This is a genomic window from Lysobacter sp. M15 (genome assembly GCF_022662515.1).
Classification (GTDB): Bacteria; Pseudomonadota; Gammaproteobacteria; order Xanthomonadales; family Xanthomonadaceae; genus JAKPBU01.
On the sequence record NZ_JAKPBV010000011.1, the window covers coordinates 247528 to 268671 of the forward strand.

Consider the following 21144-nt stretch of genomic DNA (forward strand, 5'->3'; position numbering starts at 1 on the left):
CTTGAAACACGGTATTTTCCCCGCATCATGGGGAATGGGTCCCTGCCGGGATCCGCAACCGCAACGCCTGAGGTCACGCCATGAGCCGACTGCGCATCTTCGCCGACGACACGCCCGATGCACCCGAGTTCGAAAGCCGCGATGCCGACGCCATCGCGCGCGAGCTGGCGCGCATCGGCGTCACCTTCGAGCGCTGGCAGGCGAGCAAAGCCATCGCCCCCGGCGCCGCCCAGGAAGAGGTGATCGCCGCGTACCAGGCCGACATCGACCGGATCACCGCCGAGCGCGGCTTCACCACCGTCGATGTGATCAGCATCGCACCGGACAACCCCAAGCGCGAGGAACTGCGCGCGAAGTTCCTCGACGAGCATTTCCACAAGGAGGACGAAGTCCGCTTCTTCGTCGCCGGATCGGGCCTGTTCACCCTGCACGTGGGCGACAAGGTGTACGAGATCGAATGCGTCAAGGACGACCTGATCGCGGTGCCCGACGGCACGACCCACTGGTTCGACATGGGCGAAGAACCCGAGTTCGTCGCGATCCGCTTCTTCCAGCAGCCGGACGGCTGGATCGGGCACTTCACCGGGACCGACATCGCGCAGAAGTTCCCGCGCTACGAGAAGACCGGAAGCTAGAAACCAGTGGGCAGGAACTAGGAACTAGGGTGTTCGGCTCGTCCCCCTCTGGTTCCTAGTTCCTACTCTCTGGTTCCTGGCCCCCGCATGATCCTCACCGACATCGAAGGTACGACCAGCAGCATCTCCTTCATCAAAGATGTGCTGTTTCCCTATGCCCGCCGCGAACTGCCGCGGTTCGTGCGCGAACACGGGCAGGAACCGGAAGTGCGGCGCTGGCTGGACACCGTGGCAGCGGAACACGGCGGCATCTGCCAGGACGCGATGATCGTGGAGACGCTGCAGGGCTGGATCGATCAGGACCGCAAGCACACCGCGCTCAAGGCGCTGCAGGGCATGGTCTGGGAGGACGGCTACCGCAATGCCGACTTCATCGCGCCGATCTATCCCGATGCGGCCGCAGCGTTGCAGGCATGGCACCGCGCAGGCGTACCGATGGCGGTCTATTCGTCGGGTTCGGTGCCGGCGCAGAAGCTGTTCTTTGCATTCAGCAGCGCGGGAGACCTCTCGCCGCTGTTCGGACACTGGTTCGACACCGAGGTCGGCCACAAGCGCGATCCGGACAGCTACCGTGCGATCGCGCAGCGCCTGGGGCGCGAACCTGGCGACATCCTGTTTCTGTCCGACGTGGTCGAGGAACTCGATGCCGCGCGCGAGGCCGGCATGCGCACCATCCTGGTCGACCGCACGGACGACTACCCCATGCCGCGCACGGGCGATGCGACCCACGGCCATGCGCGCGTCACCAGCTTCGACCAGATCGATCCGGGCGGCTGACCGGCGATGGCTGCCGTGGCTGTCGAACGACCGCAGCGCCGGGCCACGCTGGCGGGCGTGTGCGCGGTGGTGCTGTGGGCAGCGCTGGCGCTGCTCACCACGTTCACCCAGGGCCTGCCGCCATTCCAGGTGCTTGCATTGGGCTTTGGCATCGCGGGCCTGCTGGGCACGCTGCACACGGCGCTGCGCGGCGCGGCGGGCTGGCAGGCCTGGCGTGCGCCGCCGTCCGCCCTGGCGCTGGCGATCGCCGGTCTGTTCGGCTATCACGCGCTGTATTTCTACGCGCTCAAGCATGCGCCGGCGCTGGAAGCCAACCTCATCAATTACCTGTGGCCGCTGCTGATCGTGCTGTTCTGCGGCCTGCTACCCGGCGTGCGTCTGCGCGGCAACCATCTGTTCGGGGCACTGCTGGGTCTGGCTGCGGCGGCATTGCTGGTGACGCGTGGCCAGGGAATCGACATCGATCCGTCCGCATTGCCCGGCTATCTCGCCGCGCTCGGCGCGGCCGTGGTCTGGGCCGCGTACTCGGTGCTCAACCGGCGCCACGCCGAAGTACCGAGCACGGCGATCATCCCCGCCTGCATCGGCGTTGCGGTACTGGGCGGCATCGCGCACTTCTCCTTAGAGCAGACGGTCGCCCCTTCCGCCGGACACTGGCTGGCGCTGCTGGCGATGGGCGTCGGCCCGGTGGGCGCGGCGTTCTTCCTCTGGGATCACGGCACCAAGCGTGGCGACATCGCGCTGCTCGGCAGCCTGTCCTACCTCGCACCGCTGCTGTCGACGCTGTTGCTGGTGCTGGCGGGGCGCGCGCAGCCGCACTGGATCCAGGCGGTCGCGATCGCGCTGCTCATGCTCGGTGCCTGGATCAGCCTGCGCAGTACGCCAGACCCGGCGCGGACATGAGCCGCAGGACGACGCTGCTTGGAGTACTGGCGCTGGTGGCCGCACTGGCAACGCCGGCGGCGGCGCGCACGAAGGATCCGGAACCGCTGCCACAGCGCGACACGCGCCTGATCGCCGCGGCCGTGGATGCCCTGCCTGCGCAGCGCTCCGGCACGATCGACCTGTACGCCCTCGGCTTCGCCGGGGACGGCAGCCAGGACGTGTTCCGCAACGAGATCACGTACTTTCCGCAGCTGATGCGCCAGCGCCTGCAGGCACGCGGTGTGATCACCCTGATCAACCATCTCGACAGCGTCCAGCCCGCACCGCATCCGCTGGCGACCTACGAGAACCTGCAGCAGGCGCTCGCCGGCATCGCCAAACGCATGGATCCGGACGAGGACATCCTGCTGCTGTACCTGACCATGCACGGCACACGCGAGCACGAGCTGGCGGTCTACTTCCCGCCGTTCGTCGAGGACGCATTGATTCCCGAGGATCTGCGAACCGTGCTGGACGATGCCGGCATCCGCCACCGCGTGCTGGTGATCTCCGCCTGCTATTCGGGCGGTTTCATCCGCGAGCTGCGCGATCCGGACACCTTGCTGATCACCGCCGCGCGCGCGGACCGGGCCTCGTTTGGCTGCGACAGCGAATCGAACGTCACCTGGTTCGGCCGCGCCTGGCTGGTGGAAGGCCTGAACCAGGAAAACGATCTGCTCCAGGCCTACGAGTACGCGACCCGGCGCGTGCACGCATGGGAGCAGGCGGAAAAAGTCGAGGCCTCGTTTCCGCAGATGGCGGCGGGCAAGCGCATCCGCCAGCGGCTGCGGCAGTGGCAGGCGCAGTCGCCGCTGGGCGAGGCGGTTGCGTATCCCTATCCGATCGAAGACCTCGACGCGAAGCCGTAGGGCCCACGAGCGCGCAGGCGCGGTTCCTGTGTTGTCTGGCGCAGGCTCGCGCCACGAATGCTGACTGGTTCGACCGCCTTCGTGTCTTCCGCCGTGCAGTTTCTCGCCGCGCTCCAGCATGCCGACGAACTTCTACGGCAAGGCCTCCTCGAGCCTGTAACGGGTGGTCATGCGCTGCTCGCCCTGCCATGCGTCGAACGCGCGCACCTCGATCCGGTGTTCGCCCGGCGCAAGACCGGTCGGCAGCGTGCCGCGCCACAGGTGCGGCGATGGAGCAGCCTCGGGCGAACGGTCGTAGCCGCGCAGCGCTCTGGCGGCATCGTCGCGTGCGTTCTCCGCCTGCAGGCGCGGATCCGGACGCAGCGTCTTCTGCATCGGCGTCCATGCGCCGTCATCGATCCGGTATTCCACCCGCGTGTCGTCGCGCGCCATGTAGATGTTGGCGTACATGGCGAACGCCGGGTAGGCGCCGCGCCGCAGCACCCGCGGGGCATGCAGGCCAATACGGCTGTCGCCCTGTCCGCGCGCGCTGTGCCAGGACAGGCGATAGCCTCCGTTGGCGTCGACCTGCAGCCGTGCATACCCGTTGGGCGTACCATCGGCCATGGTCGAATCCGGGATGCCCTGCGCATCCTTTACGCCCGACCAGTAGGCGCCACAGGCCGCACCGACGTTGTATTCGTGCAGTGGCCGCGCCCCGCGCCACCCCGTTGCCGCGCCGTGCAGCACGTGTTGCTGGGTATGGCCGTGCCCGGACAGCAGCAGCACCTTCGGGAACGCGGCCAGTAGCGCGAACAGACGCGCTCGGTCGGCGTCGCGAAAGGTATCGCGTCCCTCCGCTTCGAACAGCGGGATATGCATGCCGACGACCAGCAGGCGCTCCCTGTCGGCGCCGGCCAGATAGCGTTCGAGGAAGGCGAACTGGTCCTCGCGCAGTCCGCCGATGTAGGCCGGCTGCCGTCCAGGTTGGTAGACGACATCGTCGAGCAGGACGAAATTGGCTTCCTGCTCCTCCCATGCCAGCGTGTCCGGACCGTAGTGATGGCGGAAGGTCAGCAGCGAGTCCTCGTCGCGCGCTGCATCGAAATCCAGGTCGTGGTTGCCCGGTACGTGCAGCCACGGAACGCCAAGCCGTGCGGTGGCGCGGTTGATGTCGGGATACAGCGACAGATCGTCGTGGACGATGTCGCCCAGGGTGAGCCCCATATCGGCTGCGCGAACGGCGCGGTCCTGCGAGGCCGGCATGGCGACGTCATGATCGCCGGAGACCGATTCGATGATGTCGCGGGCGTAGTAATCCACGTCGATGCGCGACTTGGGCTGCGGATCGGCAAAAACCAGGACCTGCAGACCCTCGCTCCGCGCGCGAGGCAGCTCCTCGCGCCGCAGACCGATGTCGGCACAGGCACCCGACGCCCGCATGCCACCGTATCCGAGAACGGGCGCCGGAGCCGTGACCAGGTTGCGCCAGAAATCGGGTAGTCCGTCGTCACGGCGCGCGAACGCATAGCCGGCGGGCTTGATCACGAACACGGTCCGAGGGCCTGCCGCGTCATCCGGCAGCTGGAACCTGCCCCGCGCATCGGTCGCGACGATGTCGCTTCCGTCCGAAACCCGGATGTCGGCCAGGCCGGGCTCGTCCGCCGAGCGCACGCCGTCGCCGTCGCCATCCTCGAAGACCACCGCGTCCGCACAGATCCGGCCATGCACCGGTTCGGCCCAAAGGGATGCAGCCAGCACCGGCAGCAACAGGCAGGCGATTCGCGGCATGAATGGCGTCCGGGATACGAGGGTGGAAAGTATGCCGTCCGTCCAGAGCTGGGCGGAACCGTGACGGATGCCGCCGGCCGCCACTGGCGCTAGACTGCACCAGGGCCGGCGGGACGGTCCCTTTACGGAATCGTTTGCATGCTCGGGCGTTGGACGCAGGCTGTGCTCTGGTTGCTCCTCGCCTTCGGCGCTCTCGCCGGGCGCGCGCATGCCGCCGAACCGCTGCGGCTGGTGCCGGGCAATTCGCAGAGCAGCCTCACGCCGTTCGTCGCCTACTACCACGACACCAACGGCACGGACGATGCGGCCGCTGCGCTGCGCCGGGTCGGCGAGGGCGGATTCGCCCCGCTGCCGGACGGCAATACCGCATTCGGCTTCCAGTCCGGTGCGTTCTGGTTTCACGCCCGCCTGATCAATCAGGACCCCGCCGAGCCGCGCTGGCTGCTGCTGCAGGAATACGCCCTGAGCGACCACATCGACGTGTACCTGCGCTATCCCGACGGCCGGCTCTGGCACCAGGCCGGTGGCGACGCCCTGCCTTTCCACGCCCGCAGCATCCGCTACCGGCAGCCGAACTTCATGCTCACGCTGCCCACCGGGCAGCCGGTCGATCTGCTGGTCCGGGTGCAGAGCCAGAGCTCGATGCAGGTCCCGCTCATGCTCTACACGCCTTCGGCGTTCGCCGAACTGTCGCGCGATGCGCAGCTCGCAATCGGGATCTATTACGGGATCCTGCTGGCACTGTTCGTCTACAACCTGGTGCTGTGGCTGAGCCTGCGCGACCCCAGCTACGGCTGGTACCTGCTGCATATCGGTGCGTTCGGCCTGGTGCTGTTTACCCTCAACGGTTTCGGCTTCGAATACCTGTGGCCGAACTCCACCTGGCTGGCCGACAAATCGGTGCCGCTGTCGATCTGCCTGGCGCTGATCGGCATGCAGCAGTTCGCGCGCACCTTCCTCGAACTGCCGCAACGCTGGCCACGAGGCAACTGGGTCAGTCTGGGGCTGATCGCGTTCTTCGTCGTATTTGGATTGGCCGCGCTGCAGCTGCCCTATCGGATTTCGACGCCGGTGGTGACCCGCGCGGTGCTGGTGGGCGTGCTGTGGATCGCGATCGCCACGGTCGTGGTGCTGCGCCGCGGATACACGCCGGCGCGCCTGTTCCTGCTGGCATGGGCGATGTTCCTGCTCGGCACCACGGTCTTCAGCCTGCTTGCCTTCGGCCTGTTCCCGAAAAACTTCTTCACCGAGTACGGTGTGCAGATCGGCTCGGCGCTGGAGATGCTGCTGCTGTCGATCGCGCTGGGCTATCGCTACGCCTCGCTGCGCAACGAGAACGAGCGCATCGTCAGCGAAGCCAACGTGCGCCTGGAACGCCAGGTCGCCGAACGGACACAGGCCCTGACCAGCACGCTGGCTCAGCTGGAGGACGCGCACGGAAGACTGCGCGATTCGAGCCGGCGCGATGGCCTGACCGGGCTGTACAACCGCAGCCACTTCCGCGACGCCTTCGAGCAACTGCTGCGCGATGGGCAGGCCGCGGCGCGCCCTACCACGCTGCTGATGATTGACCTGGACCACTTCAAGGCGATCAACGACCACTATGGCCACCTGGTCGGCGACGAGTGCCTGCGCTGGGCGGCCCGCTGCATCGGCCAGGCGCTGCGTCCCCACGAAGCCCTGCTGGCGCGTTTCGGCGGCGAGGAATTCATCGCCGCGCTGCCGGGATACGACCTGCACGAGGCGGTGCGCGTGGCCGAACAGCTGCGCGATGCGCTGCGCAGCGCCCCGTGCGAGTCGCGCGGGCGCTGCATCGCCTTGTCGGCGAGCTTCGGTGTACACCAGCTGCTGCCGGCCGACGACATCGCCAGCAGCATCGATGCCGCGCTGCAGGCGGCCGATGAAGCGCTGTATTCGGCCAAGGCCGGCGGACGCGACCAGGTCCGGACCTCTGCACCCGCATGAGTCCAGAGACCTGTGGGAGCGGCCTTGGCCGCGAATGCATCTCGCAGCACCGTAGCACGCGCCGTATGCACAAACAGATTTCGATAACGCCGCGAGAGCAATCGCGGCCAAGGCCGCTCCCACGGCACAGGCCTAGCGCGACCGAGACGCGAGCACCTTCGCCACGTCGGCAAAACCCAGCCCGCGCGCGCGCAGCAGCACGAGCAGGTGATACACGAGGTCGGCCGCCTCACCTGTGAGCGCGGCATCGTCGGCGGTCACCGCCGCCAGCGCGGTTTCGACGCCCTCTTCCCCCACCTTCTGCGCGATGCGCGCGATCCCGGCCTCGAACAGCGTCGTTGTGTAGCTGCCGGGTGGTCGTTCGCGTTCGCGGGTCTCGATCAGATTTTCGAGTTCCGCCAGCGCCGCGGCGGGCGCCTGCATGAAGCAACTGCTGGTGCCGAGGTGGCAGGTGGGTCCGCGCGGGCGTGCCTGGACGAGCAAGGTGTCGCGGTCGCAGTCGGCTTCCAGCCACACGAGATCCAGCGCATGGCCGGAGGTCTCGCCCTTGGTCCACAGCCGCTGGCGCGAGCGGCTGAAGAAAGTCACGCGTCCACTTGCCAGGGTCGCCTCCAGCGCGTCGCGGTCCATGTAGCCGAGCATCAGCACGCGCTGCGTATCGGCATCCTGCACGACCGCGGGCACCAGGCCGCCCTGCTTGTCCCAGGCCAGCGTTTCCGGATCGAAGCCGGCGGTTTGCGCATCCACGCTCACAGCCTCACTTCCACGCCGGCGGCCTGCAGCTCACGCTTCAATGCAGGAATCGCAATGCTGCCGTTGTGAAACACGCTTGCGGCCAAGGCGGCATCGACGTCGGCCTCGGCAAACACCGCGACGAAGTGCGCGGACGCACCGGCTCCGCCGGAGGCCACCAGCGGCACCGCTAACACCGCGCGTGCGGCCGCGAGCTGTTCGATGTCGTAGCCCTGGCGTACGCCGTCGCTGCCCATGCAGTTGAGCACGATCTCGCCGGCGCCGCGCTCCTGTGCTTCCTGGATCCAGTCGAGCGTGCGACGCCCAGGTGCGCGCATCCGATCCGGATCTCCGGTATGGCTGCGCACCCGCCATTCGCCGTCCTGCTCGCGCAGGCTGTCCACGCCCACGACCACGCACTGGATACCGAACGCGTCGGCGAGCTCGCCGATCAGCTCAGGCCGCTCCAGCGCGGGGGTATTGATCGATACCTTGTCCGCGCCGGCGTGCAGCACCGCACGCGCGTCGTCGACGCTGCGGATGCCGCCAGCCACGCAGAACGGGATGTCGATGACCGCGGCCACGCGCCGGATCCAGTCGCGGTCGACGCTGCGCCCCTGCGGACTCGCGCCGATGTCGTAGAACACCAGCTCGTCCGCGCCTTCCTGGCGGTAGCGCCGGGCCAGGGCCACGATGTCGCCCATGTCCACGTGATCGCGGAAGCGCACGCCCTTGACCACACGCCCGTCGCGCACGTCCAGGCATGGCACGATGCGCCGCGTCAGCATGCCAGCGCGTCCTGCAGGCGGATGCGGCCTTCGAGCAGCGCCTTGCCCAGCACGATGCCACCGCAGCCCGCATCGCGGGCCCGCGTAACGTCCGCGAGTTCGCGCGCGCCGCCCGAGGCCTGCAGCCGCAAGCCCGGTGCCCAGCGACGCAGCAGCGTATAGAGCTCGAAATTGGGTCCCGCCAGAGTACCGTCGCGCGCGATGTCGGTGCACAGCAGATGCGCCAGGCCCGAACGCGCGTAGAACCGCACCAGTTCATCGAGCGTGGCCTCACCCGCCTCGGTCCAACCCAGCGTCGCTGGCCGCCACTGTCCGTCCTGGTCCCGGCGCACGTCCAGCGCAACGGTCAGGCGCTCGCCGCCGAAGCGCTCCAGCCATCCGGCCACGGCCTGTCGCTGGCTTACCGCGAGCGATCCCACCACCACCCGTTCGGCACCCGCGCCGAGCAGTGCCTGCACTTGCTGCACGTCGCGCACACCGCCGCCGGTCTGCACGCGCAAGCGTCCGTCCTGCGCGATACGCTCGAGTAATCCGAGCAGCGAATAGCCGCCGTCCCGCGCCGCATCCAGATCCACCAGGTGCAGCCAGCGTGCACCGGCATCGGCGTAACGCAACGCCATTGCGAATGGGTCGGCGTCGTAGGAGATCTCGCGCGCGTAGTCGCCCTGGGTCAGGCGCACCACGCGCCCGCCGCGCACGTCGATCGCCGGATAGATGGTCAGGCCCATGCCGGCTGCCAGGCCAGGAAATTGCGCAGCAGGCGCGCGCCGGTGTCGGCGGAACGCTCCGGATGAAACTGGGCGCCGGCGATTTGGCCTCGTTGCACCACCGCGGCGAAGCGCTCGCCATGACGGGTGCTGGCAATGCAATCGGACGCAGCCGATGCCGCGTAGCTGTGCACGAAATAGGCGTGGCTGCCCTCCGGCATGCCTGCCAGCAGCGCAGACGGCGCCTCGATATGCAGCGCGTTCCATCCCATGTGCGGAATGCGGATTCCCGGTTCGCCGCGCAGGCGCTTCACCGTCCCGGGCAGCAGGCCCAGGCCTTCGACATCGCCTTCCTCGGAACGCTCGAAGAGCACCTGCATGCCGACGCAAATGCCCAGCAGCGGCTTGCGCAGCGTTCGCAGCAGATCGACCAGGCCGAGTTCGCGCAGGCGACCCATCACCGGCGCGGCCGCGCCGACGCCTGGCAGCAGCACACGTCCGGCATTCGCGATCGCTTGCGGCTCCTGCACCACCGGCGCCTCCACGCCCAGGCGACGCAGCGCGGTCTGCACCGACGTCAGGTTGGCACCACCGGAATCGACGATCACCACACCGCTCATACCGCGCCTGCCTGACGCATCACAGCAGGCCTTTGGTGCTGGGCAGTTCGCTGCCCTCGCGCCGGATCGCCTGACGTAGCGCGCGCGCGGTGGCCTTGAAGCAGGCTTCGACCTTGTGGTGGTCGTTGTCGCCGCGGACCTGCAGGTTGAGATTGAGACCGGCGCTCTCGCATAGCGAGCGGAAGAAGTGCGGCACGAGTTCCGTGGGCAGTTCGCCGACGCGTTCGCGCGCGAAGCTGCCGTCGAACACCAGGTAGGGCCGGCCGGAGAAGTCGAGCGCCGCGCTGGCCAGGCTTTCGTCCATGGGCAGGGTGAAGCCATAGCGGCCGATGCCGCGCTTGTCGCCCAGCGCCTCGCGCAGGGCCTGGCCGAGCGCTAGCGCGCTGTCTTCCACCGTATGGTGCTCATCGATGTGCAGGTCGCCGTCGCAGCGCAGCGACATCGCGAAGCCACCGTGCTTGCCGAGCTGTTCGAGCATGTGATCGAAGAAACCCAGGCCGGTGGCGACTTGCGGTTCGCCGGTGCGGTCCAGGTCGACCTCCACCTGGATCTGCGTCTCCTTGGTGTTGCGCACCACCCGGGCCGCGCGCGGGGCGTTCGCCAGCACATGTGCGATTCCGGCCCAGTCCCACTGCCCGCCGAACTGCGGCGTGCGCAGCCGGAAGGCGCGGATGCCCAGGTTACCGGCGAAGGCGTCGTCGGTTTCGCGGTCGCCGACCATGGCCGAACGCGCCCAGTCGATCGTTCGGTCCTGCAGGTACGGCAGCGCCAGGCCGACGCCGGGCTTGCGCGTAGGCAGGCCTTCTGCTGGAAGACTGCGGTCGATCAGGATGTCTCGAAAGACGATGCCCTGGCTCTCGAAAACCTGCAGCATCAGGGCGTGCGGCCCATCGAAGTCCTGCTGCGGGAAGGCTTCGGTGCCCAGCCCATCCTGGTTGGTCACCATGACGAACTGGTAACCGGCATCGCGCAGCCGCAGCAGCGCCGGAATGACGCCGGGCACGAAGCGCAGCTTCTCGTACCGGTCGATCTGGAAATCCGCCGGTTCCTCGATCAGGGTGCCGTCGCGATCGACGAACAGGACCGGGGTCATGCGGCTTCTCCTGCGGGGGTGCCGCTTGGACGCGACATCGCTTCCCCGGAGACAAAGTCGTGCCGAAGCGGCGCTCCCGCAACGCGCAAGGCAGCGATCATGCGGTCGTTTTCTTCCGGCGTGCCGATGCTGATCCGCAACGCATCGCCGAGCTGCGGTGCGGCGCGCTGGTCGCGAACCACCACGCCTGCGGCGAGCAATGCGCGGAACGCGGCCTCGGCATCAAAGCAACGCACGAGCAGGAAGTTACCCTGGGATGGATAAACTCGGTGCACTGCGGGTAGTGCCGCCAGCGCCGTGCCCAGTCTCCCGCGCTCCTGGCGGATGGTTTCGACATGGTCCCGCGTCTGCGCCAAGCTCGCAGGCTGCAGCGCGCCCAGCGCCAGCGCGGCGCACGGTGCCGGCACCGGGTACGGCGCCTGGCAGCGCTGCAGCAGCGCGATCACGTGCGCGTCGGCGATCACGCATCCGATCCGCGCCGCCGCCAGGGCATGCGCCTTGGATAGGGTGCGTAGCACGATAAGGTTGCGTTGCAGGCCAACATCGGTCGCCAGCGAGGGCGCGTCGGCGAACTCGATATACGCCTCGTCCACCACCACCAGCGCCCGGCCTTGCAGCCGCTGCGCCAGGCGCAGCACTGCATCGCGCGGGATCACGCCGCCAGCCGGATTGCCTGGCGAACACAGGAACACCAGCTTCGCGCCCTCGCCTTCCGCGCGCGCGGCGACCTGCTCCAGGTCGACCCGGAAATCGTCGGTCGCGTCCTGCAGCGGCACATCGACCACGCCTGCGCCCTGCAGCCGCGCGCTGACCGCATACATGCCGAACACCGGCGGCGTGACGAGCACGGCATCGCTGCCGGGTACGCAGAACGCGCGTACCAGCAGGTCGATGCCTTCGTCGCTGCCGCGGCCGATGAGCAGCTGCTCCGGCTCGACGCCGTACAGGCCCGCGAGCGCAACGCGCAGGTCACGCGGCTGCGGCTGGGGGTAGCGGCGCGCCAGCCCGTCGCGGTCGGCCGAATTCGCCCATGCTGCTTCGTTGGCATTGAGCCAGACATCGCCGCGCAGCGCCTCGCTGCGGGCGGAGCGATAACCGGCGAAGCCGCGCAGGTCCGGTCGCGCAAGCTGCAGCGGATCGATGCTCATGCTGCGTCCGCCTTTGCACGCTCCAGGCGTGCCTGCACCGCGTAGGCGTGGGCCTGCAGGCCTTCGGCCTCAGCCAAGGTGACGGCAGTCGGACCGATCGCGGCGATACCGGCCTGATCCACCTGCTGCACGGTGATTGCATTCTGGAAGCTGGACACGCTCACGCCACTGCAGGCACGCGCGGCGCCGCCGGTGGGTAGCACATGGTTGGTGCCGCTGCAGTAGTCGCCGAGCGCTTCCGGCGCCCAGTCGCCCAGGAACACGGAGCCTGCTGCCTGCACGCGACCCAGCCATGCGCGCGGATCGCGCAGGGCCAGGATCAGGTGTTCCGGCGCGTAGGCGTTGCTGAGGGCGAAGGCATCGTCGAGGTTGTCCACCAGGATCGCGTGCGAGGCCGAGAGCGCCTGCTGTGCGATCCCGCGTCGCGACAGGCGCGCGAGCTGCGCTTCTACTTCCGCCGCGACGCGCTCAAGCAAATCGGCATCGTCTGAGACCAGCAGCACCTGCGAATCCGGACCGTGCTCGGCCTGCGACAACAGATCGGCGGCGACGAACAGCGGATCGGCACCGGCATCGGCGACCACCAGCACTTCGGATGGACCGGCCGGCATGTCGATCGCCGCGCCATCGGACTGCATCGACACCTGGCGTTTGGCTTCGGTGACGTAGGCATTGCCGGGGCCAAAGATCTTGTCGCATCGGGGGACGCTGTCCGTGCCGTAGGCCATGGCGGCGATGGCCTGCGCGCCGCCGAGCTTGAACACGCGCCCGATGCCACACAATCGCGCGGCCACCAGCACCGCCGGATCCGCGCTGCCATCCACGCGCGGCGGTGTACACAGCACCACCTGCGGGCAGCCGGCCAGGCGCGCGGGTACCCCCAGCATCAGCGCCGTGGAGGGCAACGGCGCGCTGCCGGCCGGCACGTACAGGCCCACCCGCTGGATCGGGCGCAGGATGCGTTCGCAGCGCACGCCGGTCGCGGTGTCCACCGCATAGCCCTGCCCCATGCCGGCGCGGTGGAACCACTCGATCCGCTGCATCGCATCCTGCATCGCCAGCCGCAAGGTGTCGGGGACCAGCCTTTCCGCCGCAGCGAACTCCGCTTCGTCCACTTCGAAATCGGTGACGGGCACCACGTCGAATTTCCGCGACAGGATCCGCAGCGCGGCGTCGCCATCGCTGCATACCGCTGCGATGATCTCGGTCACGCTGCGTTGCACGTCGGCGGCGACCACCTGCGCCGGGCGCCTGAGCACGACTTCGCGTGCCGCCGCGTCCAGACGCGTCCAGTCGACCCGGTTCATGCGCGGCGAGGAGGTGGCACCCAAGGCTTCGGCGGGCGCGCTCACGCCAGCATCCTTTCGACCGGCAACACCATCAACGCGGCGGCGCCGGCGCGCTTGAGGTCTTCCAGGCGCTGCCAGGTCACGGCGCCGTGGCACAACGCTTGCAGGGCCAGGCGGTCGCTGCCATCGATCGAGGTCACGGTGGGCGCCTCCGCGTCGGGCAGCAGCTCCAGCAGTCCCGGTACCGCTGCGCGCGGGGCCTGGAACAGCAGCAGCTTGCTGTCGCGTATCTTCAGCACACCGTCGAGCCGGCGCAGCAGCAATTCGGCGAGCTCGGCACGCACGTCTCCGAACGCCGCCGCCGGGCCCGCCAGCACTGCCTCGCTCCGCAGCAGGGTTTCCACCGGCTTGAGCTGGTTGGCCGCGAGCGTGGCGCCGCTGGACACCAGATCGCAGATCAGATCGGCCTGACCCAGGCGCGGCGCGATCTCCACCGACCCGGACAGGTTGACGATGTCGGCTTCGATCGTGCGGCTGCGCAGCCACTGGGCCAGCAGTCCGGGATAACTGGTCGCGATGCGCTTGCCGGCGACCTGTTCGGCGCCGGTCCAGTCCCAGGACTCGGGTACCGCAAGATCGAGGCGGCATCCGCCGAAGCCCAACGCACGCCATTCGCGGTACGCGGGCGCAATGCCGCGCTGTTCGCGGTCGGCGGCCTGCTCCATCAGCACGTTGCGGCCGACCATGCCCAGATCGCACACGCCGTCGGCGATCAGCCCGGGGATGTCGTCGTCGCGCACCAGCAGCAGGTCCACCGGCAGGGTCTCGCCATAGCAGAACAGCCGGTCGCGGCTCTCGCGCCAGCTCAGGCCGCACGAGGCCAGCAGTGCGCGCGCCGGCTCGCTGAGGCGGCCGGATTTCTGGATGGCGATGCGCAACCGGTCGCGCACCCCGTTGGCGAGGTTGATGCTCATACGGGCATGCTCAATGCGACGCGACGAGGCGCGGGAACTGCCGTTTCGCCGCTGCCGCGTAGCCGCCGCTGCCGCGTTCCAGGGTCCGCGCCACCCGGCCGATGGTGGTGACGCTGACCAGGGTGCGCTCGTGGATCTCCCGGTACGGCACGCCCTCCAGCAGCAGCGGCACCACCCGCCAGCGGTCGGCCATCGCCTCGAGTTCGGCCGGTGTGCACAGATCCTCGAGGAAGGCACGCACGTCCTCACCGCGCTCCAGCGAGGCGAGCGCCTTGGCCAGCGCCTTCAGGGAGGCATCGGCATCGCGCTGCGGCAGGGGTTCGGGGCGTTGCTTCATTCGACTAATGTATTAGCGCGTTAATGCATTGTGAGAAACCTCTCGCGCATTGTCAACCCCTGGGGCGGTGTTCGGCGCACCGGTCGGGATTGGAGTCTGGAGATGAACAGTGATCCTGGGCTCACCCGCGGCTGTTGGCCGTTCTGAACCACTCGAATCGTTGGAAATCCGGGCCGACGAAGAACGTCTCGCTACGCTCCAAGTCGTAAATGGCCTAGCCGAAGCCCCTGCGGATAACGCATGCCGCGATCCGGCGCGCGCACCAATGCACGAACGTAGTCTGGCCGCGGTCCGGCCTCAGACGAGCGATGCGCGCGCGCGTTCGAGCACGCTGCCGTCCACCACCATCGCAACCGCCTGTGCCACTTCGCCATCGAGCGCGCGGTCGCGGTCGAGGAAGGGAATACGCTCGCGGATCGCGGCGTGTGCTGCGGCGATGGCGGCGCCGGGCTGGAATTCGGGCGCGGCTGCCAGTTCCGCGCGCAGACCGTCGACTTCCTCCAGGAACGCCTCCCGATCCTGCGCACCCGGCAGCGGCCCGCCCTGCACCTTCGATGCGAACGCCTCCGCATCGACCCGATCGGCCAGGTCGCGCGCGGCGTTGATCATGCCGCGGCGCAGGTCCAGCGCCTGGGCGCCGCTGTAGAGTTCCAGCGCGAGCACCTTGCCCAGGTCGTCGGCCATGGCCAGTACGTGGCGCGCTTCGTTGGCGCCCATCGAGACGTGATCCTCGGCGTTGGCGCTGGTGGGAATCGAATACACGCTGGCCGGATGCGCGCGGCTGGCCAGGTCGTTGACGATCGCCGCGGCGGTGTACTGCACGATCATGTGCCCGGACTCGGTGCCGTCCTCGTTGCCGATCAGGAACGCGGGCAGCCCGTCGTTGGTGGCCGGATCGACCAGCTTGTTGAGCCGGCGCTCGGATATGGAGGCAAGCACAGGGATTGCGGCCTTGACGTAGCTCATCGCCAGCGCCAGCGGCATGCCGTGGAAATGGCCGGCGGAGATCACCTGCTCTTCCACGTGCTCGGCCTGCTTTTCCGGAAACACGAGCGGGTTGTCGGTCACCGCGTTGAGCTCGATGTCGAACACGCGCTTGGCCTGCTCGACCGCATCGCGCACCGCGCCGTGCACCTGCGGGATGCAGCGCAGCGAATAGCTGTCCTGCGGCTGATGCTTCTTGCCACCCCGGAACGGGCGGAAGCGCTGGTAGAACTTCTCGCGCCCGTGGCGCTGGCCCAGCGGCACCCAGTCCCAGCCAATGTCGAAGCTGAGCGCGCGCGCCTGGTCGGTCTCCCACGAGGTGGGCAGCCACTGCCGGAACTTCGGCACCAGGTGATAGGGAATATCGGCGAGGGTCGAACCTTCGAGCAGGCGGCGCAGGTTGGCGGCGACTTGCACCTGTCCGGGGTGTGGCCGCAGTGCGTGCACTTCCTCGGCGAACGCGCCCAGGCGGCCGGCGAAGGCATCGATGGTCATCGCCGCGGCCAGGTCCGCGGTATCGAGCAGGTCATCGAGCTTGTGCAGCGCCAGCACTCCGCAAGCGAGCATCTGCGCGGTGCCGTTGTTGAGCGCCAAGCCTTCCTTGTACGCAAGCGAGACCGGTTGCAGGCCCTTGCGCTGCAGCGCCCGCGCGCCGGGCATGCGTTCGCCGTCGACGAACGCCTCGCCGCCACCGAGCAGCACGATCGCCAAGTGCGACAGCGGCGCCAGGTCGCCCGAGGCGCCCACCGAGCCCAGCTGCGGCACCACCGGCACGATCCCTGCGTTGAGCATCGCCGCGAGCGCCTGCAGGGTCTGCACGCGGATGCCCGAATGCCCGCGCAGCAAGGTGTTGATGCGGATGCACAGCATCGCCCGCACCACTTCGGGGGCGAACGGCTCGCCGACGCAGACCGCATGGGTGACGATCAGGTTGTCCTGCAGCTCGACCTGGAGCGAACGCCCGGAGTGCGCGGCGCCCGCCAGTTCGTCGCGCAGCGGATGCGCGCCCAGCAGCTTGTCGGCATTGCTGCCGAAACCGGTCGAGACGCCATAGATCGGCTCCTGGCGCCGGACCTGCTCGGCCAGGAAGCCTGCGGCCCGATCGACCCGCACCAGCGCAGCGGGATCCAGATCGACCGCGGCGCCATGGGCCACGGCGATGAGCTGGGCGCGGGTCAGCGAGTTTCCGTCCAGGTTGATCGGTTTCATCTGCGGCAATGCCCGGGTTCGGATACGTTGTTGTTCTTCCCTCGCGGGAAGGCTGCAGTTCAGCGCTCGCCGAGCGCCCGCCACTGTTCGCGTTCGACCTGCAGGGTGGAGCCCAGGTCGGCTTCCGCCACCTCGAACTGCTCGCCCCGGCGCAGGTCCTTCACCGCGACCATGCCGCGCGCCGCCTCGTCCTCGCCGCGGATCACCACGAAGCGGATCCCGGCGCGGTCGGCGTATTGAAGCTGCCTGGCCAGCTTGCGCGGCTCCAGCTGGGTTTCCACGTTCAGGCCGGCGGCACGCAGACGCTGCGAGAGCGATAGCGCCGTACCGAGGCCCGCATCGTCGAGCAGGGTCACCAACGCGTCGACGGAACTGTCGGCGGTGCCGACCAGGCCGGCCTCGCGCAGCTGGAAGAACAGCCGGGTCAGGCCGATGGAAATGCCTACGCCCGGCAGCTTCGATTTCGTGTAGTGCCCGGCGAGGTTGTCGTAGCGTCCGCCCGAGCAGATCGAGCCGATCTGCGGGTGCGCGTCCAGCGTGGTTTCGTAGACGATGCCGGTGTAGTAATCCAGGCCGCGCGCGATCGACAGGTTGATCGCGTAGCGCGCCTCGGGCACGCCCAGCACGCGCAGCTGCTCGAGCACCGCGCGCAGCTCGTCGCGGCCTTCCTCGAACAGAGCCGTGCCGCTGCCCAACGCGGCCAGCTTGGCCAGCGCATCGTCGTGACCGGTCGAGCGCACCCGGGCAAAAGACATCAGCCGGTCCACTGCGTCATCTGGCAGCCCGAAACCTTCGCCCTGCAGCGTGGCGCGTACCGGGCCTTCGCCGCGCTTGTCGAGCTTGTCGAGCTCGCGCAGCACCGCGAACTGGCGTTCGCCCTCGATACCCAGCCCCTCGAAGTAGCCACGCAGCAGCTTGCGGTGATTGAGATGGATGGTGAAGTCGCCGATCGCCAGCGCTTCGAACACCGCGCTGATCACCGCCGGGATTTCGGCGTCGTAACGCGTGGACAGCACGTCCTTGCCGACCACGTCGATATCGCACTGGTAGAACTCGCGGAAGCGCCCGCGCTGCGCGCGCTCGCCGCGGTACACGCGCTGCATCTGGTAACGGCGGAACGGGAACGCGAGGTCGTGCTCGTGCTCGGCGACGTAGCGCGCCAGCGGCACGGTCAGGTCGAAGCGCAGGGCCAGCTCGGGGAGTCCTTCCCCGCCCTTTTCGAGCGCCCCGGTGGACTGGACGAAGTACACCTGGCGCTCGGTCTCGCCGCCGGACTTGGTCAGCAGCACCTCGGTGAGTTCGAAAACCGGCGTCTCTACCGGCAGGAAACCGAACCGCTCGAACGTGCGGCGGATGGTGTCGAGCATGCGCTGGAACGCGATCTGGTCGCGCGGCAGCAGTTCCATCACGCCCGGTGGGGTGCGCGGTTTGATCAAGGGGGCTCCGGACGGTATGCGTTCGGTGGGGGGCGGCTGGCCCGATTCGGCCCATAAGTCTAACGGGTGGCGCCCCGCGCCGATGCCGCGCCCTCAACCAGGTTGCCGCTGCACCCGGGCATCCCTACAATACGCGGCTCACCCGCGTCGGGGTGTAGCTCAGCCTGGTAGAGCGCTACGTTCGGGACGTAGAAGTCGCAGGTTCAAATCCTGTCTCCCCGACCAATCGACAGCATCCCTTATGGGCTGCGGCCCGCTGCCGAACCACGTGTCCGCCCCTGAGTGCCGGTGCGGGGCGAAGCGGGCCCTTCCGGATCGAAGATGGCCTCGCTCCCGGCGTCCGCACCCTGCATGCGCAAGGCGCGGCGCGATTACGCAGTCTCCCCGAGGCGAATCCCATGTCCACGCGGGACCGGAAAGATCTCCCCCTCCCAGACACCGGGCCCTGCGCTCCGGAGACGGAGGAACAACGCGCCAGGCGCAAGCAGCACGAGAGCGACAACCAGGACGAAGCCCTGGAAGAAACCTTTCCTGCCAGCGACCCGGTGTCGCCTTTCGTCCCCGCCAAACCTCCCGACTGCCTGGCACCGCATCGCTGCTGACCGGCTCGGGTTGCTGCGCTATTTCGCGGCTCGTTTGCGTGTGGGAGGCGGCGCGCCCGGGCGCGCTTTCGAAACGTGTGGGTGGTCCGGCACGCACCAGCGCCATGGATGCTCGATGGCCCGCCGGATGCCGATCCGTGGGCCGACGGCAGGGGTCCGGGGTGGCGGCGTGCCGTCATCGACGATGCGCACCCCGCCCTCGCCGGTCACCAGGTCGACGCCGTCCAGGCTCCGATCGATCCCCATCGCCTGCGCGAGACGACCCGGCCCGCTGGCAAGATCGCGCTCCTTCGCCGGGTGACCCCGGGCGGCCGCCATCCGGTCAAGGCCGGCAACCGGTTCGAGGGCGCGCAGCAGGACACCGTGTCCTTCGCCGACCTCGCCGCATACCGCGTTGGCGCACCAGTGCATGCCATAGGTGAAGTACACATACAGATGGCCGGCAGGACCGAACATCGTGGCATTGCGCGCGGTCTTGCCGCGGTAGGAATGCGCCGCCGGATCGTCCGTGCCGGCATAGGCTTCCACTTCCACGATGCGGCCTGCGCGGCCGTCGTCCCGGAGCAGGATCTTGTTGAGCAGTTCCGGGGCGACCACGCGCGGATCGCGCCGATAGAACGAACGCGGCAGGGCCTTCCAGCGCCTAGCCGTTGAAGCCGGAGCGGTCAACGATGGCCTCCAGTCGTTCCAGCGCGTACGCATGGTCCTGCACAACGATCTGTCCGAGCAGGACTTCGACTTCATCCTCGAACGCACGCGGGAAGGTATCCGGGCGCTGCAGCAGACCTGGCACCTTCGCCTCGATCGCATTCAGGTGTCGATCCAGATCCTGGCGCCTCTTCGACATCGGCTCGCCAATTCCTTTGTGCGTCAACAGGTACGCGATGCCATGGAGTTTAGCGCGCGCTCCAAGGTGCGTCAGGACCCTGCATGCAGACAACCAGCCGCATCAAAAGCGTCTGGCCTCAAAACCCGAACAAGGCGAACATCGAACCTGAGTCGTTCAGATTGCTGGAAACAGTCCCCCGACCGCGCGGGTGGAGCGGGTGTCCGCATGAATCGTCGAACGCAACAGCTGAAGCGCCCGGCTCTTCGCGCCCGCATCGCGCGCGGCAGTGCAGTCGCCCGGCACCCAGACCGTGTAGTCGCGCATGTTGGAATCGAGCGCCGTAGCGAGCACGCAGGCATCGGCTGCAATGCCGGTGATCGCCAGCGCAGTCACGCCAAGCTGCACCAGCAGCACCGGGAGCGCACTGGCCAGAAACGCCGAGTTTTTGGGCTTCAGCACGTAAAAATGGCCTTTTCTTGGCTGTAGCGTGTCGGCGATCTGAGCGGCAGGACCAGGCTTGGCCCGGCACGCCGCAATCAGGTCGCTGAACTCGCCCTGCCACTGCATCCAGTTGTCGTTCGCGTAGATGACCGGACGACCTGCGGCATCGTACCTGTCGCGCAGTCGTGCGATCGCGCGACTCGCCGGCATCGCTGCGCGCGCGAGCGCCTGTCCGCCTTCGAACTCGAAGTGGTTCATCACGTCGATGATGAGCAGTGCGGGTTGGTTCGACGGGCGCATGGCAGCAACGATTTACTCAGGAGAATTTCACGATGCCGCGACGGCGCAAGCCGAGAATGGCGCATCATCGCAACGAGGAACACAAGCATGGCAAAGAAGACCGACAACGCACAGGTGCACGAGCTCCTGCTTCAGGCCCTGGAAACCGAGCGCGGCGGCATCAAGGTCTACACGGCGGCCATTCAGGCGGCGCAGAACGAAGACCTGCGCAAGGAATGGGAAGAGTATCTCGACGAAACCCGCACCCACGAGCAGGTCCTGACCAACGTGTTCGCCGAGCTTGGCATGGATACGGAAGAATCCAGCTCCGGACGCGAAGTCGTCGCGCACCAGGGCGCATCCCTGGTCAAGGCGATCGAGATGGCGATGGCGAAGGCCAGCCCGGCTGCTGCCGAGCTGGTTGCGGCCGAATGCGTGGTCCTTGCCGAAACCAAGGACCATCAGAACTGGGAACTCATCGGCAAGGTCGCCGAGGCAGGCGGCGCCAATGCCAAGGTGCTCAAGCAGGCCTTCGAAGCGGTGGAGAAGGACGAAGACCACCACCTCTATCACACCATGGGCTGGTGTCGGGAACTCTGGATCCAGAGCCTGGGCATGCCTGCCGTGCTGCCTCCGCCCGAGGAAATCAGGGACGTGGAAACCGCAATCGGGGCATCGCGCGCCGAGCAGGCACGCGATCAGATGCTCTGATCCATCCAGCCGACGCCACGCGGCC

General features: G+C 68.1%; 20 protein-coding genes, 1 tRNA gene and 1 pseudogene. 7 read left to right on the forward strand and 15 right to left on the reverse strand.

Annotation, left to right across the window (positions count from 1 at the left end; all coding sequences use genetic code 11):
• The first annotated feature begins 80 nt into the window (after window positions 1–80).
• From MC380_RS09695 to MC380_RS09710, 4 genes are all read left to right on the forward strand, one after another.
• Window positions 81–635 (forward strand): acireductone dioxygenase, encoded by a 555-nt coding sequence (locus MC380_RS09695; protein ID WP_242164468.1) that lies wholly within the window; start codon window positions 81–83, stop codon window positions 633–635.
• Window positions 636–722: 87 nt separating this feature from the next.
• Complete coding sequence (gene mtnC / locus MC380_RS09700) at window positions 723–1412, forward strand: acireductone synthase (protein ID WP_242164470.1); 690 nt, start codon at window positions 723–725, stop codon at window positions 1410–1412.
• 6 nt (window positions 1413–1418) lie between these two features.
• The gene (locus tag MC380_RS09705) at window positions 1419–2315 is read left to right on the forward strand and encodes an EamA family transporter (protein ID WP_242164472.1); all 897 of its coding nucleotides are present in this window, start codon (window positions 1419–1421) and stop codon (window positions 2313–2315) included.
• Window positions 2312–3205, forward strand: a complete 894-nt coding sequence (locus MC380_RS09710; RefSeq protein ID WP_242164475.1) for a C13 family peptidase — start codon at window positions 2312–2314, stop codon at window positions 3203–3205. The genes MC380_RS09705 and MC380_RS09710 overlap by 4 nt, the downstream gene beginning before the upstream one ends.
• Before the next feature lie 132 nt (window positions 3206–3337).
• On the opposite strand, the gene MC380_RS09715 is transcribed toward MC380_RS09710, so the two are convergent.
• A complete protein-coding gene (locus tag MC380_RS09715; RefSeq protein ID WP_242164477.1) occupies window positions 3338–4975 on the reverse strand; it encodes a calcineurin-like phosphoesterase family protein in 1638 nt (545 codons plus the stop codon).
• A 138-nt stretch (window positions 4976–5113) separates the two neighbouring features.
• Between MC380_RS09715 and MC380_RS09720 the strand changes: the two genes are divergently transcribed.
• On the forward strand, window positions 5114–6940 hold the full coding sequence (locus MC380_RS09720) for a diguanylate cyclase (RefSeq protein WP_242164479.1): 1827 nt from the start codon (window positions 5114–5116) through the stop codon (window positions 6938–6940).
• Window positions 6941–7072: 132 nt separating this feature from the next.
• Here MC380_RS09720 and hisIE read toward each other — a convergent pair whose 3' ends face one another.
• The 11 genes and pseudogenes from hisIE to hisS form a co-directional block, all read right to left on the reverse strand.
• The gene (gene hisIE, locus MC380_RS09725; protein WP_242164480.1) at window positions 7073–7687 is read right to left on the reverse strand and encodes a bifunctional phosphoribosyl-AMP cyclohydrolase/phosphoribosyl-ATP diphosphatase HisIE; all 615 of its coding nucleotides are present in this window, start codon (window positions 7685–7687) and stop codon (window positions 7073–7075) included.
• A gap of 2 nt (window positions 7688–7689) precedes the next feature.
• Entirely contained in the window at window positions 7690–8460 is a 771-nt protein-coding gene (hisF, locus tag MC380_RS09730) for an imidazole glycerol phosphate synthase subunit HisF (protein ID WP_242164482.1), read from the reverse strand.
• A complete protein-coding gene (locus tag MC380_RS09735) occupies window positions 8454–9188 on the reverse strand; it encodes a 1-(5-phosphoribosyl)-5-[(5-phosphoribosylamino)methylideneamino] imidazole-4-carboxamide isomerase (RefSeq protein ID WP_242164484.1) in 735 nt (244 codons plus the stop codon). Before MC380_RS09735 ends, hisF begins: the two co-directional genes overlap by 7 nt.
• A complete protein-coding gene (gene hisH, locus MC380_RS09740) occupies window positions 9179–9787 on the reverse strand; it encodes an imidazole glycerol phosphate synthase subunit HisH (RefSeq protein WP_242164486.1) in 609 nt (202 codons plus the stop codon). Before hisH ends, MC380_RS09735 begins: the two co-directional genes overlap by 10 nt.
• A 19-nt stretch (window positions 9788–9806) precedes the next feature.
• Window positions 9807–10880, reverse strand: coding sequence for a bifunctional histidinol-phosphatase/imidazoleglycerol-phosphate dehydratase HisB (gene hisB / locus MC380_RS09745; protein ID WP_242164488.1), 1074 nt, complete (start codon window positions 10878–10880; stop codon window positions 9807–9809).
• A gap of 86 nt (window positions 10881–10966) precedes the next feature.
• Window positions 10967–12028 (reverse strand): annotated as a pseudogene (gene hisC / locus MC380_RS09750) (histidinol-phosphate transaminase); the annotation flags it as partial.
• Complete coding sequence (gene hisD / locus MC380_RS09755) at window positions 12025–13335, reverse strand: histidinol dehydrogenase (protein ID WP_242164879.1); 1311 nt, start codon at window positions 13333–13335, stop codon at window positions 12025–12027. The gene hisD and the pseudogene hisC, both read right to left, overlap by 4 nt.
• A gap of 41 nt (window positions 13336–13376) precedes the next feature.
• Entirely contained in the window at window positions 13377–14291 is a 915-nt protein-coding gene (hisG, locus tag MC380_RS09760) for an ATP phosphoribosyltransferase (RefSeq protein WP_242164491.1), read from the reverse strand.
• A 10-nt stretch (window positions 14292–14301) separates the two neighbouring features.
• Window positions 14302–14628 carry a YerC/YecD family TrpR-related protein gene (locus tag MC380_RS09765; protein WP_242103478.1) on the reverse strand — a complete coding sequence of 109 codons (327 nt, stop codon included), beginning with the start codon at window positions 14626–14628 and terminating at the stop codon, window positions 14302–14304.
• 297 nt (window positions 14629–14925) lie between these two features.
• Window positions 14926–16821 carry an aromatic amino acid lyase gene (locus MC380_RS09770; protein ID WP_242164492.1) on the reverse strand — a complete coding sequence of 632 codons (1896 nt, stop codon included), beginning with the start codon at window positions 16819–16821 and terminating at the stop codon, window positions 14926–14928.
• A gap of 59 nt (window positions 16822–16880) precedes the next feature.
• On the reverse strand, window positions 16881–18257 hold the full coding sequence (gene hisS / locus MC380_RS09775; protein ID WP_242164494.1) for a histidine--tRNA ligase: 1377 nt from the start codon (window positions 18255–18257) through the stop codon (window positions 16881–16883).
• 148 nt (window positions 18258–18405) lie between these two features.
• On the opposite strand from hisS, the gene MC380_RS09780 reads away from it, so the two are divergent.
• Window positions 18406–18482, forward strand: a tRNA-Pro gene (locus tag MC380_RS09780).
• Between the two features lie 395 nt (window positions 18483–18877).
• Here the strand turns inward: MC380_RS09780 and MC380_RS09785 are convergent.
• The 3 genes from MC380_RS09785 to MC380_RS09795 all read right to left on the reverse strand — a co-directional run bounded on the left by MC380_RS09785 (window position 18878) and on the right by MC380_RS09795 (window position 20429).
• Complete coding sequence (locus tag MC380_RS09785) at window positions 18878–19528, reverse strand: DNA-3-methyladenine glycosylase (RefSeq protein ID WP_242164496.1); 651 nt, start codon at window positions 19526–19528, stop codon at window positions 18878–18880.
• On the reverse strand, window positions 19503–19706 hold the full coding sequence (locus MC380_RS09790) for a hypothetical protein (RefSeq protein ID WP_242164498.1): 204 nt from the start codon (window positions 19704–19706) through the stop codon (window positions 19503–19505). The genes MC380_RS09785 and MC380_RS09790 overlap by 26 nt, the downstream gene beginning before the upstream one ends.
• Before the next feature lie 156 nt (window positions 19707–19862).
• Entirely contained in the window at window positions 19863–20429 is a 567-nt protein-coding gene (locus tag MC380_RS09795; protein ID WP_242164500.1) for an isochorismatase family cysteine hydrolase, read from the reverse strand.
• 87 nt (window positions 20430–20516) lie between these two features.
• Between MC380_RS09795 and MC380_RS09800 the strand changes: the two genes are divergently transcribed.
• Complete coding sequence (locus tag MC380_RS09800) at window positions 20517–21119, forward strand: DUF892 family protein (protein WP_242103472.1); 603 nt, start codon at window positions 20517–20519, stop codon at window positions 21117–21119.
• Window positions 21120–21144 lie beyond the last annotated feature (25 nt).

Bases quoted from the DNA above. Each gene is read 5' to 3' on its own strand.
- MC380_RS09720 (WP_242164479.1), top strand. From the start codon at position 5,114: ATGCTCGGGCGTTGGACGCAGGCTGTGCTCTGGTTGCTCCTCGCCTTC.
- hisD (WP_242164879.1), bottom strand. From the start codon at position 13,335: ATGAACCGGGTCGACTGGACGCGTCTGGACGCGGCGGCACGCGAAGTC.
- MC380_RS09705 (WP_242164472.1), top strand. From the start codon at position 1,419: ATGGCTGCCGTGGCTGTCGAACGACCGCAGCGCCGGGCCACGCTGGCG.
- MC380_RS09765 (WP_242103478.1), bottom strand. From the start codon at position 14,628: ATGAAGCAACGCCCCGAACCCCTGCCGCAGCGCGATGCCGATGCCTCC.
- MC380_RS09715 (WP_242164477.1), bottom strand. From the start codon at position 4,975: ATGCCGCGAATCGCCTGCCTGTTGCTGCCGGTGCTGGCTGCATCCCTT.
- hisF (WP_242164482.1), bottom strand. From the start codon at position 8,460: ATGCTGACGCGGCGCATCGTGCCATGCCTGGACGTGCGCGACGGGCGT.
- hisH (WP_242164486.1), bottom strand. From the start codon at position 9,787: ATGAGCGGTGTGGTGATCGTCGATTCCGGTGGTGCCAACCTGACGTCG.
- hisB (WP_242164488.1), bottom strand. From the start codon at position 10,880: ATGACCCCGGTCCTGTTCGTCGATCGCGACGGCACCCTGATCGAGGAA.
- mtnC (WP_242164470.1), top strand. From the start codon at position 723: ATGATCCTCACCGACATCGAAGGTACGACCAGCAGCATCTCCTTCATC.
- MC380_RS09770 (WP_242164492.1), bottom strand. From the start codon at position 16,821: ATGAAACCGATCAACCTGGACGGAAACTCGCTGACCCGCGCCCAGCTC.
- MC380_RS09735 (WP_242164484.1), bottom strand. From the start codon at position 9,188: ATGGGCCTGACCATCTATCCGGCGATCGACGTGCGCGGCGGGCGCGTG.
- MC380_RS09710 (WP_242164475.1), top strand. From the start codon at position 2,312: ATGAGCCGCAGGACGACGCTGCTTGGAGTACTGGCGCTGGTGGCCGCA.
- MC380_RS09695 (WP_242164468.1), top strand. From the start codon at position 81: ATGAGCCGACTGCGCATCTTCGCCGACGACACGCCCGATGCACCCGAG.
- hisG (WP_242164491.1), bottom strand. From the start codon at position 14,291: ATGAGCATCAACCTCGCCAACGGGGTGCGCGACCGGTTGCGCATCGCC.
- MC380_RS09790 (WP_242164498.1), bottom strand. From the start codon at position 19,706: ATGTCGAAGAGGCGCCAGGATCTGGATCGACACCTGAATGCGATCGAG.
- MC380_RS09800 (WP_242103472.1), top strand. From the start codon at position 20,517: ATGGCAAAGAAGACCGACAACGCACAGGTGCACGAGCTCCTGCTTCAG.
- MC380_RS09795 (WP_242164500.1), bottom strand. From the start codon at position 20,429: ATGCGCCCGTCGAACCAACCCGCACTGCTCATCATCGACGTGATGAAC.